18 protein-coding genes are annotated in these 15,320 nt (G+C 47.1%); 9 read left to right on the top strand and 9 right to left on the bottom strand.

Annotated features, from left to right (window positions below; genetic code table 11):
- Positions 1 to 303 precede the first annotated feature (303 nt).
- The gene (locus tag JGK16_RS29365; protein ID WP_293186563.1) at positions 304 to 1,119 is read right to left on the bottom strand and encodes an alpha/beta fold hydrolase; all 816 of its coding nucleotides are present in this window, start codon (positions 1,117 to 1,119) and stop codon (positions 304 to 306) included.
- The gene (locus JGK16_RS29360) at positions 1,106 to 1,300 is read right to left on the bottom strand and encodes a hypothetical protein (protein WP_293193378.1); all 195 of its coding nucleotides are present in this window, start codon (positions 1,298 to 1,300) and stop codon (positions 1,106 to 1,108) included. Before JGK16_RS29360 ends, JGK16_RS29365 begins: the two co-directional genes overlap by 14 nt.
- Before the next feature lie 7 nt (positions 1,301 to 1,307).
- Between JGK16_RS29360 and JGK16_RS29355 the strand changes: the two genes are divergently transcribed.
- A complete protein-coding gene (locus tag JGK16_RS29355; protein ID WP_293203560.1) occupies positions 1,308 to 1,469 on the top strand; it encodes a hypothetical protein in 162 nt (53 codons plus the stop codon).
- On the opposite strand, the gene JGK16_RS29350 is transcribed toward JGK16_RS29355, so the two are convergent.
- Positions 1,466 to 2,191 (bottom strand): lysophospholipid acyltransferase family protein, encoded by a 726-nt coding sequence (locus JGK16_RS29350; protein WP_293193377.1) that lies wholly within the window; start codon positions 2,189 to 2,191, stop codon positions 1,466 to 1,468. The two genes, JGK16_RS29355 and JGK16_RS29350, sit on opposite strands and share 4 nt — an antisense overlap.
- A gap of 546 nt (positions 2,192 to 2,737) precedes the next feature.
- On the opposite strand from JGK16_RS29350, the gene JGK16_RS29345 reads away from it, so the two are divergent.
- The 5 genes from JGK16_RS29345 (at position 2,738) to JGK16_RS29325 (ending at position 5,844) form a co-directional block, all read left to right on the top strand.
- Entirely contained in the window at positions 2,738 to 3,052 is a 315-nt protein-coding gene (locus JGK16_RS29345) for a hypothetical protein (protein WP_293186559.1), read from the top strand.
- A 130-nt stretch (positions 3,053 to 3,182) separates the two neighbouring features.
- A complete protein-coding gene (locus JGK16_RS29340) occupies positions 3,183 to 4,910 on the top strand; it encodes a succinate dehydrogenase/fumarate reductase flavoprotein subunit (RefSeq protein WP_293186557.1) in 1,728 nt (575 codons plus the stop codon).
- Between the two features lie 148 nt (positions 4,911 to 5,058).
- On the top strand, positions 5,059 to 5,304 hold the full coding sequence (locus JGK16_RS29335) for a hypothetical protein (protein ID WP_293186555.1): 246 nt from the start codon (positions 5,059 to 5,061) through the stop codon (positions 5,302 to 5,304).
- Entirely contained in the window at positions 5,297 to 5,641 is a 345-nt protein-coding gene (locus JGK16_RS29330; RefSeq protein ID WP_293186554.1) for a hypothetical protein, read from the top strand. Before JGK16_RS29335 ends, JGK16_RS29330 begins: the two co-directional genes overlap by 8 nt.
- On the top strand, positions 5,638 to 5,844 hold the full coding sequence (locus JGK16_RS29325; RefSeq protein ID WP_293127010.1) for a hypothetical protein: 207 nt from the start codon (positions 5,638 to 5,640) through the stop codon (positions 5,842 to 5,844). Before JGK16_RS29330 ends, JGK16_RS29325 begins: the two co-directional genes overlap by 4 nt.
- Before the next feature lie 78 nt (positions 5,845 to 5,922).
- Here JGK16_RS29325 and JGK16_RS29320 read toward each other — a convergent pair whose 3' ends face one another.
- Both JGK16_RS29320 and JGK16_RS29315 read right to left on the bottom strand, forming a co-directional pair.
- On the bottom strand, positions 5,923 to 6,834 hold the full coding sequence (locus JGK16_RS29320) for a Uma2 family endonuclease (RefSeq protein WP_293193376.1): 912 nt from the start codon (positions 6,832 to 6,834) through the stop codon (positions 5,923 to 5,925).
- A gap of 240 nt (positions 6,835 to 7,074) precedes the next feature.
- Positions 7,075 to 8,010, bottom strand: a complete 936-nt coding sequence (locus tag JGK16_RS29315; RefSeq protein ID WP_293193375.1) for a tetratricopeptide repeat protein — start codon at positions 8,008 to 8,010, stop codon at positions 7,075 to 7,077.
- A gap of 407 nt (positions 8,011 to 8,417) precedes the next feature.
- Here JGK16_RS29315 and JGK16_RS29310 point away from each other — a divergent pair, with 407 nt between their 5' ends.
- Together JGK16_RS29310 and JGK16_RS29305 are read left to right on the top strand one after the other, a co-directional pair.
- The gene (locus JGK16_RS29310; protein ID WP_293203559.1) at positions 8,418 to 8,555 is read left to right on the top strand and encodes a hypothetical protein; all 138 of its coding nucleotides are present in this window, start codon (positions 8,418 to 8,420) and stop codon (positions 8,553 to 8,555) included.
- Positions 8,556 to 8,728: 173 nt separating this feature from the next.
- Positions 8,729 to 10,048: a hypothetical protein gene (locus JGK16_RS29305; protein ID WP_293193374.1), complete on the top strand. Its 1,320-nt coding sequence runs from the start codon at positions 8,729 to 8,731 to the stop codon at positions 10,046 to 10,048.
- Between the two features lie 252 nt (positions 10,049 to 10,300).
- Here the strand turns inward: JGK16_RS29305 and JGK16_RS29300 are convergent, their stop codons facing one another.
- Positions 10,301 to 11,476, bottom strand: coding sequence for a homocysteine biosynthesis protein (locus JGK16_RS29300; protein ID WP_293193373.1), 1,176 nt, complete (start codon positions 11,474 to 11,476; stop codon positions 10,301 to 10,303).
- A 421-nt stretch (positions 11,477 to 11,897) separates the two neighbouring features.
- On the opposite strand from JGK16_RS29300, the gene JGK16_RS29295 reads away from it, so the two are divergent.
- A complete protein-coding gene (locus tag JGK16_RS29295; protein ID WP_293186545.1) occupies positions 11,898 to 12,524 on the top strand; it encodes a Uma2 family endonuclease in 627 nt (208 codons plus the stop codon).
- Positions 12,525 to 12,656: 132 nt separating this feature from the next.
- On the opposite strand, the gene JGK16_RS29290 is transcribed toward JGK16_RS29295, so the two are convergent.
- The 3 genes from JGK16_RS29290 to JGK16_RS29280 all read right to left on the bottom strand — a co-directional run bounded on the left by JGK16_RS29290 (position 12,657) and on the right by JGK16_RS29280 (position 15,259).
- The gene (locus JGK16_RS29290; protein ID WP_293193372.1) at positions 12,657 to 13,841 is read right to left on the bottom strand and encodes an AI-2E family transporter; all 1,185 of its coding nucleotides are present in this window, start codon (positions 13,839 to 13,841) and stop codon (positions 12,657 to 12,659) included.
- A gap of 124 nt (positions 13,842 to 13,965) precedes the next feature.
- Positions 13,966 to 14,583, bottom strand: coding sequence for a Uma2 family endonuclease (locus JGK16_RS29285; RefSeq protein ID WP_293193371.1), 618 nt, complete (start codon positions 14,581 to 14,583; stop codon positions 13,966 to 13,968).
- Positions 14,584 to 14,821: 238 nt separating this feature from the next.
- Complete coding sequence (locus JGK16_RS29280) at positions 14,822 to 15,259, bottom strand: hypothetical protein (protein ID WP_366517184.1); 438 nt, start codon at positions 15,257 to 15,259, stop codon at positions 14,822 to 14,824.
- Between the last annotated feature and the right edge of the window lie 61 nt (positions 15,260 to 15,320).

The raw sequence follows: 15,320 nt of genomic DNA, 5'->3' as shown, positions 1-15,320 counted from the left end.
TTAAGATAGCTCGCGAGTCTTAAGATAGCTCGCGAGTCTTAAGATAGCTCGCGAGTCTTAAGATAGCTCGCGAGTCTTAAGATAGCTCGCGAGTCTTAATATAGCTCGCGAGTCTTAAGATAGCTCGCGAGTCTTAATATAGCTCGCGAGTCTTAATATAGCTCGCGAGTCTTAATATAGCTCGCGAGTCTTAATAATATAGCTCGCGAGTCTTAATATAGCTCGCGAGTCTTAATATAGCTCGCGAGCGGGGACGCTCGCACTAAAAAAAAATACAAAAATGAGATGCTCCCTGACTGCTCACTAATGACTCCTGACTAATGATAAATATTCTTCTGATTCTGCCAAAAAATTGCGAGCTTGCATAATTGCGTAAAGGTCAACATCAGTTTCCAACAAACAAGCATGACCGCTATTAGCCAGCATCACCATTTCAGGATTCGGAATTACCTTGACTAAAAGCTTCGCTTCTGCCATAGAAGGCAGCAGCCGATCGGCTCCGCTAGCAATTACTAACGTCGGCTGTTCGATCGCACGCAACTGATTTTCATCCACATTAAACGATCGCACTAACGCCAATCTCCACACAGACGTATTTTGCGGTACCGCTTGCATCGCTTCCAGCAAAGCTCGCCGATCGTCCCGCCCAATCTTTCCTAAGGATGCTAATATCGGCAACAGACCGATTACCGACAGCGGATAAAGATTCGCCGGCAGCCACTGAGTCAGGTGAGAACCCCACTGCACCCAAGGCTGTTGTCGGAATGAAGAAGCTGGATTAACTAAAATTAGTCGATCGCACAATTGGGGAGCTTCTAAAACAACTTTTATCGCTAAACAGCCCCCAAATGACTCGCCGCACAGATAAACTGGCCGCTGATTGGCTTTCTTTTCTGCTTCAATTAAGGCAATTGTTTCCTTAACCAGTACCTCCCAGCTAGCCATGTCGTCGGCCGGTATAGCTAAGCAGCGAATGTCGAAATGCGGAGCTAATTTAGGAATTTGCGATCGCAGCAGCAAACCTCCCCCGTCCATACCGGGCAGAAATACAAATAAAGGGCGATCGGGTTTGGGCGGTTTCGGGCTGAGAAAACGAACCTTATTGTTAGCAGTTGGCATGATTAAACTTAATCTGGTAATTGGTAGTTGGTAATTGGTAATTGGTAGTTGGTAATTGGTAATTGGTAATTGGTAATTGGTAATTGGTAATTAGTAATTGGTAATTGGTAATTGGTAATTGGTAATTGGTGATTGGTAATCTTGCTCGCGAAGCCGAAGGGTCGCAATTGGCAATTGGCAATTGGTAATTGGTAATTTATTGCTCATTTTTACAACTGTCAACTGTCAACTGTCAACTGTCAACTATCAACTGTCAACTGTCAACTGTCAACTATCAACTGTCAACTATCAACTGTCAACTGTCAACTATCAACTGTCAACTGTCAACTGTCAACTGTCAACTGACTTAAACACACCCTCGCTCGAGTAATTGTGCAATTTCCCCCTGACAGTGTTCTGTAAGTTCAGCCACCACTGCTTTGGCCTTTTTGCCTCGATACTGCTGCTGTCGATCGACTGTAATCCAGTAAGGGCGGCCGATTAAAATATTAACTCGTTGATAAACTATCACAGGATGCCACCCAGCGCGATCGAACAACGGTTCGGAAGGATCGAACAAACTCAGCAACTTCAGCGGTAAACCCGATCGCACCGACTTTTCCTCCATCGAAGCAATCGCCACCGGCAATACCGCCAAATCCCGCACCGGCGCCCGCAAAGCCAAATGAGCAAATCCCCGCTGAAACTTCCCGATGGTATTGGGTTGAGTAAAGTTCACCATCGGTTCTGCACCCTCAGGAAACACCCCCACCATCTCCCTGTCTTGTAGCAGCGCCGTCGCTTGAGCGAAAAAATGTTGCTGTCGGTGCTCCGGTGCTTCCAAGGGGAAAGCCCCAAAACTCGTGACAACTTCCCGAATCACCGGAACTTGACCCATGTAGTGATGACAAGCAAACCGGATCGATCGACCCAACGCTGCTGTCAGCACCAAAGGATCTAAGAAACTGCGGTGATTGCTCACCACCAGTACCGGACTTTCTTGCGGAATCCGCTGCTGGTGGTGTACAAACATCTGCGTTCCCACACCAGCCAGGAAACAGCGCGAAATCATTAATGTGCGATCGGAAGACATGGGCTAAAACACAGGTAAAACGCTTTCAACAGTTGACAGTTGACAGTTGACAGTTGACCGAAGGAGAGCGACCTCTACCCTTAAGTCCGAGGATTGGAGTAATGAATAGTCTGATTTTCATTTCTCCCGCTCCGGGTTCCGGCTTTCAACCAATTCTTTCTGGAAAAGGTTGATTCCATACCCATGCAGCTTAACATTACTTTACAAAAATCGCGATCGGTCAAAAAGTATACTTTCCCCTTGTGCCTTTCTGTCGTAGTCCTGCACGCACGGGGGGTCAGAAACCAGGTTTTTGCGAAAAGACTCGTTACAGGCGCCAAAACAGTAAAAAACCCAGTTTCTTTGTCGGAGTGCCTAAGTCTGGTTTGGTAAAATTTCCCAGTCAGAAGTAAAATTTTATAAAGTCTTGTTGCAAACTTCTATAAAAATGTTTAAAAGAACGCCAAAACCAAGTTGTAGCAGCTAAAATTATAAATTCACAGTGGGCATTGACGCACTGTCAAAGTATTTTTCGACAAGTCGTAATAGCAATCTCCCGAGGCATCAATGGATAACATTCACAACTATCGCCTTAAATGTACCCTCACCTTTGGCGACATTTACGGTCAAATCATTGTTTGGCTGATAGTCATCTTCCTGAGTCTAGCGTCCGCACTCGCCCTCTGGAGCAGCGCCCGCCAAATCTACGCCTTGGCTACAGTTGGCTTGATTTTAGTGCTGTCTCTGCCATTCTTGCTGTTTGCTTTCGTGACAACTCTACTCAATAACATAGAAGTGCTTTCTGTAGACCCCGCCACCGAAGATCAACCTTCTGCAACGGGAAATCAGTCCCATCAAAGGTCTGTCGAAAGCGTCGGCTAGTCGAATTTGAAATTTTAGATTTTGATTTTCGATTAAAATCAAAAGTTAAAAAACTTCCCGATCTTTTGGTAGGAAGTTTTTTTTTGCGTCACCATAAGTTGAGCAGAACACTCAAAATAATTAAAAAACAATGCTAGAACACGACGTGATAATAGTTGGCGGCGGTTTAGCAGGTTGCCGCGCAGCCGTAGAAATTGCCCGGACTGACCCAAGTTTAAAGGTAGCTGTTGTTGCCAAAACTCACCCGATTCGATCGCACTCCGTCGCAGCCCAAGGCGGCATGGCCTCCAGCCTGCAAAATGTCGATCCAGATGACAGTTGGAAAGCCCACGCCTTCGACACAGTAAAAGGTTCAGACTATTTAGCCGACCAAGACGCCGTAGAAATCCTCACCCGCGAAGCACCCGGTGTCATCATCGATTTAGAGCACATGGGAGTCCTGTTTTCGCGCCTCCCAGACGGCAGAATTGCCCAGCGCGCTTTCGGCGGACATTCCCACCGCCGCACCTGCTACGCCGCCGACAAAACCGGTCACGCCATCCTCCACGAATTAGTCAACAATCTGCGCCGTTGTGGAGTTCACATCTATCAGGAGTGGTATGTCACGCGCCTGATTTTGGAAGCAGGCCAAGCCAAGGGCGTAGTTATGTTTAACCTGATAGACGGCGAAATTGCCGTCGTGCGCGCTAAGGCGGTGATGTTTGCTACGGGGGGTTACGGTCGAGTTTACAACACCACCTCGAACGATTACGCCTCGACTGGAGACGGTTTGGCGATGGCGGCGATGGCTGGATTGCCGCTGGAAGATATGGAGTTTGTGCAGTTTCATCCGACTGGTTTGTATCCGGTGGGAGTGTTGATTTCAGAAGCTGTACGGGGTGAAGGGGCTTATTTGATTAATTCGGAGGGCGATCGATTTATGGCGAATTATGCCCCGTCGCGCATGGAATTAGCGCCCAGAGACATTACATCGCGATCGATTTCCTTAGAAATTCGTGCAGGTAGAGGCATTAATCTCGATGGTAGTGCAGGCGGCCCCTTTATCTACCTCGATTTGCGGCACATGGGACGCGAAAAAATCATGAGCAAAATACCTTTTGCTTGGGAAGAAGCGCACCGCTTGCTAGGAATTGATGCCGTAGACCAGCCGATGCCAGTGCGTCCTACGGCTCACTATTCAATGGGGGGAATTCCAACGAATATTGGCGGACAAGTTCGCAGCAGTGCTGACAGTTTGGTAGACGGTTTCTTTGCGGCCGGCGAAGCAGCTTGCGTGTCAGTTCACGGCGCTAACCGTTTGGGCAGCAATTCGCTCTTAGAATGCGTAGTTTACGGCAAAGTTACTGGCGCAACCATAGCACAATTTGTCCAAAATCGCAAGTTACCCGCAGTAGACGAACAGCGTTATATTCAGGAAACACAAGAGCAAATTCAAGCACTTGTAGACCGTCCCGGACAATACCGAATTAATCAAATTCGGCAAAAGTTCCAAGATACGATGACTGAGTATTGCGGAGTATTTCGCAGCGCCGAATTGATGCAGGAAGGTTTGCATAAATTGGAGGAATTGGAAAAACAATATCAAGAAGTTTACTTGGACGACAAGGGTAAATCTTGGAATACGGAAATTGTGGAAGCTTTGGAATTGCGGAGTTTGATAATCGTGGGAAAAATGATTTTAACTTCGGCTTTGAACCGTCAGGAAAGTCGGGGCGCTCATTCGCGGGAAGATTTTTTGCAGCGGGATGATGAGAAGTTCTTGAAGCATACGCTGGCTTATTATTCGCCTGCGGGGATTGATTTGGCTTATATGCCGGTGGCGATTACGATGTTTGAGCCGCAGGAGCGGAAGTATTGATTTATAGGGTGTGTCAGCCCTAAATAAATTTTGTTTGTTACCTAATTACCAAATGGCTGACGCACCCTACTTACTAAATGGTTAGGGCTTGTAGCGTAAGGCTTTTAGACGTTCTAGCTATACCTCACCTCCCCTAGAAGTGCTATATATGAGTAAAACGACACAGACATCTCAATTCCAGCAAGCTCTTGAAGCTGTAGAAGTTTTATCACTAGAAGATCAAGCCATGCTTCTAGATATTCTTCAAAATCGTCTGCGACAACAGCGACGCAATGAATTACTCAAGGAGGTGGCAGAAGTTCGTCAAGAGTATGCTGAGGGAAATGTTAAATTTTGTTCTGCCGCCGATTTTATGGCGGAGTTGGATGATAGTGAGGAGAAAGTTCATGGCTGATTTGCCCGATAGAACTATTACAATTATCCTAGAATTACAGCGCCGACTGGTGCAGCTAATCAATCAAGCGGGAGCGACTGAACTATCTGTTTTTGAAATATTTGGAGAAACGGAGGCAACTGCTTCTGTGCTAGAACAATTGACAAACATTAGAGAACGAGCTACTTCTTCTTATTCTCGCCTTTCTAACCTGCTCCTGCGAATTTCGGAATTTCAGCCGATCGCTCCTACTGCTACCATAGAACTACTGACTCAAACGATAGAACAAGCTGAAGCTACAGCCGAGGCCGGAGAAGCTACTGTCCGAGAAGCTAAAAGTGATTGGAACCTACTATGACTCAACAACCGCAACCAGAACCCGAAAAAGTAAAGCAGACAGTTGCTAAAATGCGCGAAGTCTGTCGGCAGTTTGATAGTCTTAATTTTGCACTTGATGAACTGATTGCCCAGATAGAAGCAGATATTCGGAATAGTCCTCTCACAGCTTATCGTTTAGGGAGAGCCAAGTCTGTTGCTGGGCCTGCGGAGTCAGAAAGTTAGTGCTACTGTCATTGGTTGCGATCGCTTCCTAGCAAATTCAAGATCGATCGCCCTTTTCCCCAATTTCCCTCCACTATCTCACTCTCCACCATCCTCCCTAACTTCTTCGACAGATAAACTTAACGCCTCCGCCACCTGTTCGGCACTCAAACCCATTCCCAACAACCGGGGAATTGCAGCCCTTCTTGCCTGAAATTCAGCTTGTCGTGCCTGCTCTGCACTGTCAGCTCGCAATCTTTCTTGTTCGGCTCGCAATCTTTCTTGTTCGGCTCTTTCCCGTTGTTGTTCCCCTCGCAATCTCTCCAATTGAGCTCTTTCATCGCCAATCAATAGCAAATTACCTTCCTCATCCCACCAACGCAGCCAAAGCATGGTTTGGTTTTGATAACTGCCTTGCCAAAGTCCCAATTCTACGCCCAAAGGTGCGATCGCAAAATGACCGCGCTGATTCAGTTCTAAAAGTTGATAATATCCGTCAATCAACCGATAAACTTCTAATCGCCCGCTGTTAATTTCATAGATGCCGTAATAGGGAATTCGCATCACCCGCTCGTAAGCCCAAAACTTGCCAGGTTTCGTGATTACCCCTTCGTCTGTCCGCGACAACGGAGTAATATCCCGCTCTTCCTCGCCATTCCCGCTGGCAAATTCTAACGCAATTAACGGTGCTATATGTTCCCGCCACAGCACGTAGGAACGGCGAATTTGACCGTCAATATTAGGAGGTACATTAGGAACATAAAACCAATCAGGAGCTTCTGCACCTTTTTCCGGTGGCTCGGTTTCTCGCCAATAAATGCCGCAGTCTTGACCGATCGCATATTGTCCGTCAGGATGCCGCTGCTGCAAAATCGGGCCGATCGAATCTGTTAAAATTAAACTTTGTGGATGCTCCTGGAAATTTTTCACAAAAGTACCATCCGACTCTGGTAATTGAGTGTGGTCTGGAAAAGCAGGAGGTAGAACAACGCGGTCAACGCTTTGGGTCATAATTCCCTCCGAGGTCTGACTTAATTCATAATATCACGTCCTAGGTTTGTAGTGAGGACTTCAGTCCGCAGAAATTGATGCGGACTGAAGTCCTCACTACAAACCTTATAATCGTTATTTTTGCGGATACTCTCTAATCTGTAATTCGGAATAAAATAAGAAGTTTTGAGTTAAAAGTATCAAATTTTTTAACTCAAAATCATGGGGCGGGAACTCTTCGTACCGCCCCTACCAATGTCCTTAAGGTTTCGGTAGCGCACCTTCTGGACTGGGAGAACTTGACGGTTCTGGACTGGGAGAAGCAGCAGGATCGGGACTCGCTTTTTCTGCCGCAGGAGAAGGCGAAGGAGTGCCGCTAGCTAACTGATTAATTTGGTCTTTATAGTTAGGCGGAGCTAACTCAGTAGCTTTCTCAAAGAGCGTTTTTGCTTCGTCTGTTTTGCCCTGTTCCTTCAACACGATCGCATGAGCTAACGTCGGACGAAAATCTTTCGGATTCGCCTTAGCCGATTCGTCGTAAATCGCGATCGCCTCTGGGTAGCGCTTCTGCACAGCATAAACCTGCCCCAAAATCAACTGCACCGAAGTTACATCAATACTTCCCGGTTTCGCCTGATTCTGCGCCGGAGCAGCCTTGAGCGTATCTTGCAGCAGTCCGATCGCAGCTTCGGGCCGTTGTTGCACCAACAGCAAATTCACCAACCCCTGCAAAGCCTTAATTTCCCCAGGCTTAGACGCTAAAATTGACCGATAGGCCCCAGCAGCCCCTTCGCGATCGCCCGTGCGTTCCTTCGCCTGAGCCAGCAAAATCCCGTATTCCGTAGTTTCAGGATTCAGTTTAGCCAACTTTTCCAACGTCGGCACCACATCCTTGATCGCCCCCACTCCTTGTCCGATCAACTCCAGCCGTACCTGCAAAAGTCCCCGCAAAGCCGTTACATTGTCAGGTTCCCGCTGCAAAACCAATTCATACCCTCTCACCTGATCTTGCAGCAACTGCGATTGCTTATCGTTAGATGCGGCTGTCTGAGTTGGCGTTGGAGTCGATCGACTTTGCGCTTGATTGCCCTTGAGAATACTGTCCAAAATTGGAACCAGAGAAAATCCCACAAAAGCGATGAGCGCAAGCACTACCACTACAGTAATCAACCCGCGACCCTTGTTTGCTTTTTCCATAATTCAACTATCCCAACTTAAAATCTACTATTTTCTAAGAATCAACCCATCGCCTAGGGGCGTCTGCGATTTAACCAGATCTATGCAACCATAAAAGTTCTTAAGTTCAAAGTCCCAATTCACAAACCAGTCTTTTGCTTGCAGCTAATATGGTAACAGACCCGCAACTCCACGCTAGCCAAACTATTTTGGACACAAAGACCCGCAGCCCCAAGGAACGTGGCTTTCGTCCAATAAGAGTGCGGTTAAGCTCAAAATTACCGAAAATATGGCGGATCAGCCCGTTAGGTAATTGGATTAAGTAAAATAGGCAAGCTACTCCAGAGAGATTGGAATGGCGCCTTGGGGATTTTCCTCAAATCATTGCGAGATATTGCCGGGTTGGATGCTCAGGTATTCAACACGCTATGTCGGGATATATCCTAGATTGTCCGGACTTGAAGTATCTGAATATCCTAAACGCTATTAGCCAGCAACGCCAGCTTTCGGGCGATCGACCGATTCTTGGGTTAGCAACTCTCAAACTCTTTGCCAACAAGGATTAGAGCAGCCAGCAAATCCGGGATCGCTCGTAGCGCAGTAGAAAGTTGGCGTTGACGGGTCAAAACCAAACTTTCCGGCGCAAGCCTCAAGTCGGGTGCTAGTAGTTTTTAAATCAGTTTCTTCAGTTTATTCCTAATTTCCCTCAAGGGATGTGTCTCCGCTGCAAGGAGTTTTTATGAACCCCTCTCCCAACCGGTCTTCCAAATCGTCCAAATCTACTTCTGCTCGCAAGGCTCAGCCAACCGAGCCCGCCGTGAATCAGCCCGCAGTTACAGCCTCCGTGCCCGAGACACCAGACGAAAGTCCCGTGTCTTCCGCGTCGGCTGCACCTGTTGACCAAAATCAACCACCAGCGCCAACGGACGCCCCAGCGACAACGGACGCCCCAGCGCCAAATGACGCCCTAGCGCCAACGGACGCCCCAGCGACAACAGACGCCCCAGCGCCAAAGGATACGCTGCAACGACCACGCTACAGTTCTGCCCCCGATGGGGACAAAACAAAGCCAAAGCCCAGCGATGCTCCTGCGATCTCGGAGCCAGCAGCGCCTGCGGAATCTGCTGGTAAGACAACTGAACTCACGGTCGTACCTACCCCAACCCCCAAGCCTCCCACTAACGAAACTCAGGTCGATGATGATGACATACCCTCTGTCATGCGCCAACATCCCATTCCCCCTCCCAGTGAACCCAGACAGTACCGAGCTGTTGGTTTAGTGCGGGGCCGCTACACCCAATCTGAAGAGCAATTCACCCGAGGTATGTTGATAGCTGCCGACGGAACTGCCATCGACGCAGTTTTGCTGGGTAGAGTTATGAGTTTAGTCAAAAATCACCTGGATCTCGAACAAGAACACCTGTGGGTGGTCTATCCCCGCACCAGGCAAGAAGACGGCAACTTGCACGCCCAAATTATGGGTGTTTGGGAGCCGGAAACCCTGAAAAAATCTCCCGAAACTTCCTCTGATGAGGAAAATCAGGAAGCAGGGGAGATTGAGCAGGGCGGCGAACCATCGACTGCATCTTTGCCGCCCTCGGAACCTGATGTTGAAGATGGCTATTTTTCGATTCGAGGCGAGGTGATTTATCAACAATCGCAAGAGGAAGAAAAATATCTCATCGTCAAAATCAAGCAAGCTCCTCGCAAGAATGACGACAAGATGAAGTTTTTTAAGTTGAAACTCAAGGGGGATGTAGGAACAAAGGCGATCGGGTTTTTTTGGGATTTCCACGTCAAATTGCAAGCTGACAGTCTGATGATTGAGCAGGCCAACAATATTGGCGCCCTGCCGATTAAAAAGCGGAAATTCCCCCCCGGTAGCAAGCCGCCCGGTGGTGGCTACAAAGGAGGGGGAAACAAGCGTGCCTTTACTCCTAAGCCCAGCGGTGACGGTACTCCTGTAGGGCGTCCTACTATCAAGTCCGCAGCAGCACCGCCTGTCCCCAAGGAACCTCTTCCTAAGCCTGTGAAGAAGCCTAAGCTTGTTGAGGAATAAGACTATTTTAGATTCTTAGATTTTAGATTTTAGATTTTCGGTGAGTGCATCAGTTTCCCATGGGTGCAGTTTTTCACCAGAAGACTTCAATCTAAAATCTAGAATCCTGGACGCACTCGCAAGGATCGGAAACTGAGTTTCTTGACAACAAACCTCAGCTTTCAAGCAACGCCGGGGACAAGAAACCCGGTTTCTAAGACCTTGTGCTTCCACAAAAAAATCTAAAATCTAGAATCTAAAATCTCAAATTGTTTATTCAATCCTGACTTGGGCTCCCCACAAATCTTGGGGAAGAAATACTCGATCGACAGATAGAGGAGCAACTGGGGCCGTGAGGGTAAATAAACCCGCTTCAATTTGCTGCTTCAATTCCAAAGCTACTTGCCGCGAGAGAAACATACTCGCCAGCGGGGCGGCCCGCACGGGTTTACCCTCGATGAGAATGCGACCAGTTTTTAATTGAGCATAACTAACTAAACCAAATGTGGGACGAACGCGCCGGGGGATAGAGAAATCTACCACCGGCGCTACTATTTTTTTGTCTGATACTGCACAGTGCGCCACGACTGTTTCGTTTAAAACAGGAAAAGGGATGCCGACTCCCAGCATCAAGGATGGGCCGTAGTTTTTGAAGTAGCAGCCGCGCACCCATTTGGAGTTCATCTGTTTGGCGTCGCCGATGAGTGCCAGGGTGGCGGCTGGGCCGATCGGAGTCCCGTTAGGCTGCCGTTTTTGCAGCGGGAAGTGTTGGGTTCCTTCCCAGGTGATGTAGCCCTGAGCACCTCCTAGGAAGATCCGGGTGCCGATGCCGATGAGTTCGAGGTGGGGGTCGTTGAGCAAGGGTGACATGGCTCCCAGGCTCGAATAGACGGCGTTGCCGAGGTTCGGTTGCAGGGGGCCGAGGTAGGTGAACAGCGGGCGATCGCCCCCGTTGACTCCTACAATAAAGTTTTGATAGGCGTTCCGGGGATTGAATAAATAAAACTGGTTGATGGTATCGCGGGTAATCGTGGTTTCAAAGGAGGCGCGGGGATAGCAGTCTGTTACTTGCCCTAAAGCCCGCAACTGCACGGGTTTGCCGGCGATTAAGTCTTCGATGACGTGTCCGCCGCCCCGTTCCCGCGATTCTTCGCCGTCTTCGGCTACTTGGGTGGCTCCGAGGTACAGGTCTACGGCGCCGAAGCCGGAGTAGGCTAAAACGCCGTCCAGCCAGCACTGCCGGATTTTGATCGGGGGATCTGTATGGCCGAGGTTGATGATGGCGCCGGAGGATTCCATGGGCTCGAAGGTGCCGGTGGTAATCACATCGACTTGTTTGGCGGCTTCGGTAATGCTGGTTTCTCTGACTCTGGTTTTGAGTTCTTCGATTGTCCAGACTGTGGCTTTGCCTTGGCTGATTTTATCGTTGATTTCGTCGATCGATCTCATAACACTATTTTATTTGGATTTTAGTTTGATAGATTGGCGATCGGGCGATAGTTTGAGATAAAAGAAATGTATTATAACTGAGATGTTACACCATTCTCAATTAGCCTTTTCTGAACAGGCAAGATGCCTGTTCCACAAAGAGTTAATTTTCTTGTGGAACAGGCATCTTGCCTGTTCTTGATAATGATGCAAGATGTGAGTTATAACGCAATACGGTTCAGTTAACACTGTTAATTCCCCGGATATCCCCCTAAATCCCCCCTGATAGTCGGGGGATTTTGAGCAACTTCTTGTCCCCCCCTTGTAGGGGCGGTGCCCCCGTTCCCGCCCTCTTGGCTAGGGGGGATCTGTCTTATCTGAACCGTATTGAGTTATAACGGATATAAGAATAATATCATAAATCAAATAAAGGGCGATCGCCATGACTCAAGCGATATTAAAACCAGTCACTTTCGATGAATTTATTGACTGGTATCCTGAAAATTCGATAAACCGTTACGAACTCCATAATGGAACGATTGTTGAGATGCCTAAAACAACCGGAGAACATTCAGAAGTAGCTGGCTTCCTTTGCCTGAAGCTAGGGATGGAAATCGAGAGGCTGCAATTGCCCTACTTCGTACCCAAAGAATGCGTTGTCAAAGCTGATAACGAGCTATCTGGTTACGAACCGGATGCGATCGTTTTGGACAGACAAGGGACGAACAGCGAACCGAGATGGAAAAAGCAATCTATCATTACAATGGGTAGTTCTGTCCGGCTAATTGTCGAAGTTGTCAGTACCAATTGGCGGGATGATTACGGCTACAAGTTGGTTGACTACGAAGCTTTGGGTATTTCTGAATACTGGATTGCGGATTATTTGGGACTTGGTGGCAGACGCTATATTGGCAATCCGAAACAACCTACTTTTTTTGTTCACCATTTGGTTGATGGCGAGTATCAAGTTAGTCAGTTTCGGGGGAGCGATAGGATTGTTTCGCCCACATTTCCAGAGTTGAATTTAACGGTGCAACAGATTTTCAGCGCTGGACAAGATGCGGTTTAGAGTGCTAGGATACAAGATATAGATTTATAAGAGTCGGCGATTGAAATCGCTTCTATAAAAACAAAGTCCGCCTTCGCGGACTCAAAAATAAACTGCTATTTAAGCCAGATTTGGGATGAGTACAAACCTGAATTACTGATTTCCAGGAACGTCATTTGCGTCATTCTCTGGATCATCGGAAATGTCTGGTTTGTGTTCGGGTAAATTTTCTGATCGGCTTTGTGTGACTCCTATAGATTCGTACTCTTCATGAATAGCCGAATCAATTGCCGCCAACCTTTTAGGATTGGCGTCCCACTGGTTGAGAATGTCTTTAATTAGCACTTCCCTAATCCAAACTTGAGCGACAACTGTGAGGGGAAGGGCTAGCAATAAGCCTAAAAATCCAAAAAATGTGGCGAAGAATACTTGAGCTATTAAAGTTACTGCTGGCAGCAGCGATACTTGCTGTGCCATGACGTAGGGGGTGAGGATGTTGCTTTCAAACTGTTGAATTAGAAAGTAAAGAATGAGGACTAAACCTGATTTTAAGGGAGAGTCTAAAAGTGCGATCGTCATTGGCGGAATGACGCTAATAGTAGGGCCAATATTCGGAATCAAGTTCAGAAATCCTGCTACTACAGCGTGAGCTAACGGTAGGGGAACTTGCAAAACTGACAAACCAATTAAGCTCAAAAAAGCAATCACACTCATGCTAATTAAAGCGCCGATGACCCATCTACCGAGAGCTATTTCGCATTCATCTAAAATACCCTCGATTCGCCGCCGATAAAAAGAGGGAAATAGTTGTGTAAATGCTTTGCGGTAAGATAGGGGATCTGCTAAAGTCATCAAGGTCAAAACTAAGACTAACAAAAAACTCAGGATAACGCCTAATGTATTGCCGACAAATGCTCCTGCACCGCCAACGAGTTGGTTGAATAAAGGTTGCAGTTGCCGCATAATGTCGTTAACATCAAGATTTGGCAGGCGCTGGCCTAGTTGTCCCGAGAAGCGAGTTTCGATTTGATCTACCCAATCATTTAATCTTGCTATTCCTTGAGGAGCTCTTTGGGTAAGTTGTTGGAATTGCAGGGCGAAGGGCGGTACAATTATCAGGAACAAGCCTACGAAGACGAGGAATAAGAAGCTAATTGAGCACAGTACGGCGATCGACCTTTTGAGTCGGAATTTTTTTTGTAAGTAGCGTGCTAGTTTGTTTAAGGCCGTGGCTAAGACGATGGCGGCAAACAGCAGCAGTAGCGCTTGCCTGATTTGCCAGAGGATGTAACAAGATGCGATGAGGGCTAATAAGCCCATCCACTGTCCTAGCTTCATGCGATTTTTAGATATTATAACGGGGAATTGCCGACATTGCTTTAGACGCTTTTGGAATCGCGTCTCTACAAGATAGCTTAAATGCGATCGCCTCTTTACAATATACTCCTACAACGCAGCCTCTTCAATTCCCTTTCGCGAACACCTGCTGCGCTGTCAGATTCAATTTTGGGAAAGTTGGCGACTCAATCACCTCAGCCCCTCGGAACAGTTTAACTTGGTATTCCCCATCAATTAGTTGGTAAACCGAAAAAGTTGGTTGCTTAGGATTGCCGATAAACCGTCTCCCGCCCAATCCTAGATAGTCTATAATCCAATATTCTTGGATGCCCATTGACTCGTAAGCCTCTAGTTTGCGGGCATAATCATCCTCCCAGTTAGTGCTAGTTACTTCTACGATTAGGGGAACTGATGAACCCATTGTAATAATTGATGATTTCTCCCATCGCGGCTCGTTTCCAATGGTTTGTTCGTTGAGTACAATAATATCTGGTTCATAACCAGATTCCTCGCGCATGGGTTTGATGACGGCTTCTTTCGGGATGAAGTAGGGTAAATTAAGACGCTCAATCTCAATTCCTACCTTCAGCGAGGTAAAACCTGCTACTTTAGAATGCTTGCCTGTTGCTTTTGGCATTTCAACAATTTCTCCGTTGTGTAGTTCATAGTGACATCCTGAATTCTCAGGATACCAGTCAATGAATTCATCGAATGTTACTAATTCAGTTATGGTTTGAATCATGGTGAGTGCCTTGAGTTTGGTTGCGATCGTCCTAACGTATATTATATGACTTGTAGGGTGCGTCAGACGAACTTGTAGGGCGATTTTCGAGGGTTTCGGCTCTAAGGTTCGTAGTGAGGACTTTAGTCCTGATTCTGTCAAGGACTAAAGTCCTCACTACAAACTAATTTTATTGTCATCATTCGATCGGACTTGATATAAATCCCATCCAAAAAACCTCGCTGTCAACTGTCAACTATCAACTGTCAACTGTCAACTGTTTAAGTCTTTCTCGAACAACTCCTTGATAAAAACTCTCTAAAGCTGTCACGCAAACTTTATCATCAAACAGAAGAGCGTGTCGCTCACTCATGCGTTGTGAAATATCTCGCCGCCACTCTGAATCTAGACCCAACTTGACAGCAATTTCAATGTATTCCTCTTCGTTTTGGGCAATTGTCTCTGTTACTCCCAGCATCTTGAGAAAGCTATAAGCGTGCAGTCCCCGCATAAATTCTCCCGGACAAGTTACTATAGGTAAATTGCAGGCGATCGCCTCCAAAGACGTATTTCCCCCCGACCAAGTGAAAGTATCCAAGAAAACATCGGCAAGAAAGTTCATGGCTATATACTCTTGTCGAGTTGCAATCGCTCGAAATACGGCTCTTCTGGAGTCAAGGTGATAAGCAAACCTAATCAGAAAAGCAAGCTAATAGCCTTGCTCGAAAGTTATCAAAGTTCATAAAGCCATAGGCTTG

The organism is Microcoleus sp. PH2017_09_SFU_O_A, assembly GCF_020738625.1.
Taxonomy (GTDB): domain Bacteria; phylum Cyanobacteriota; class Cyanobacteriia; order Cyanobacteriales; family Microcoleaceae; genus Microcoleus.
This window is presented reverse-complemented; position numbering and strand designations above follow the sequence as displayed.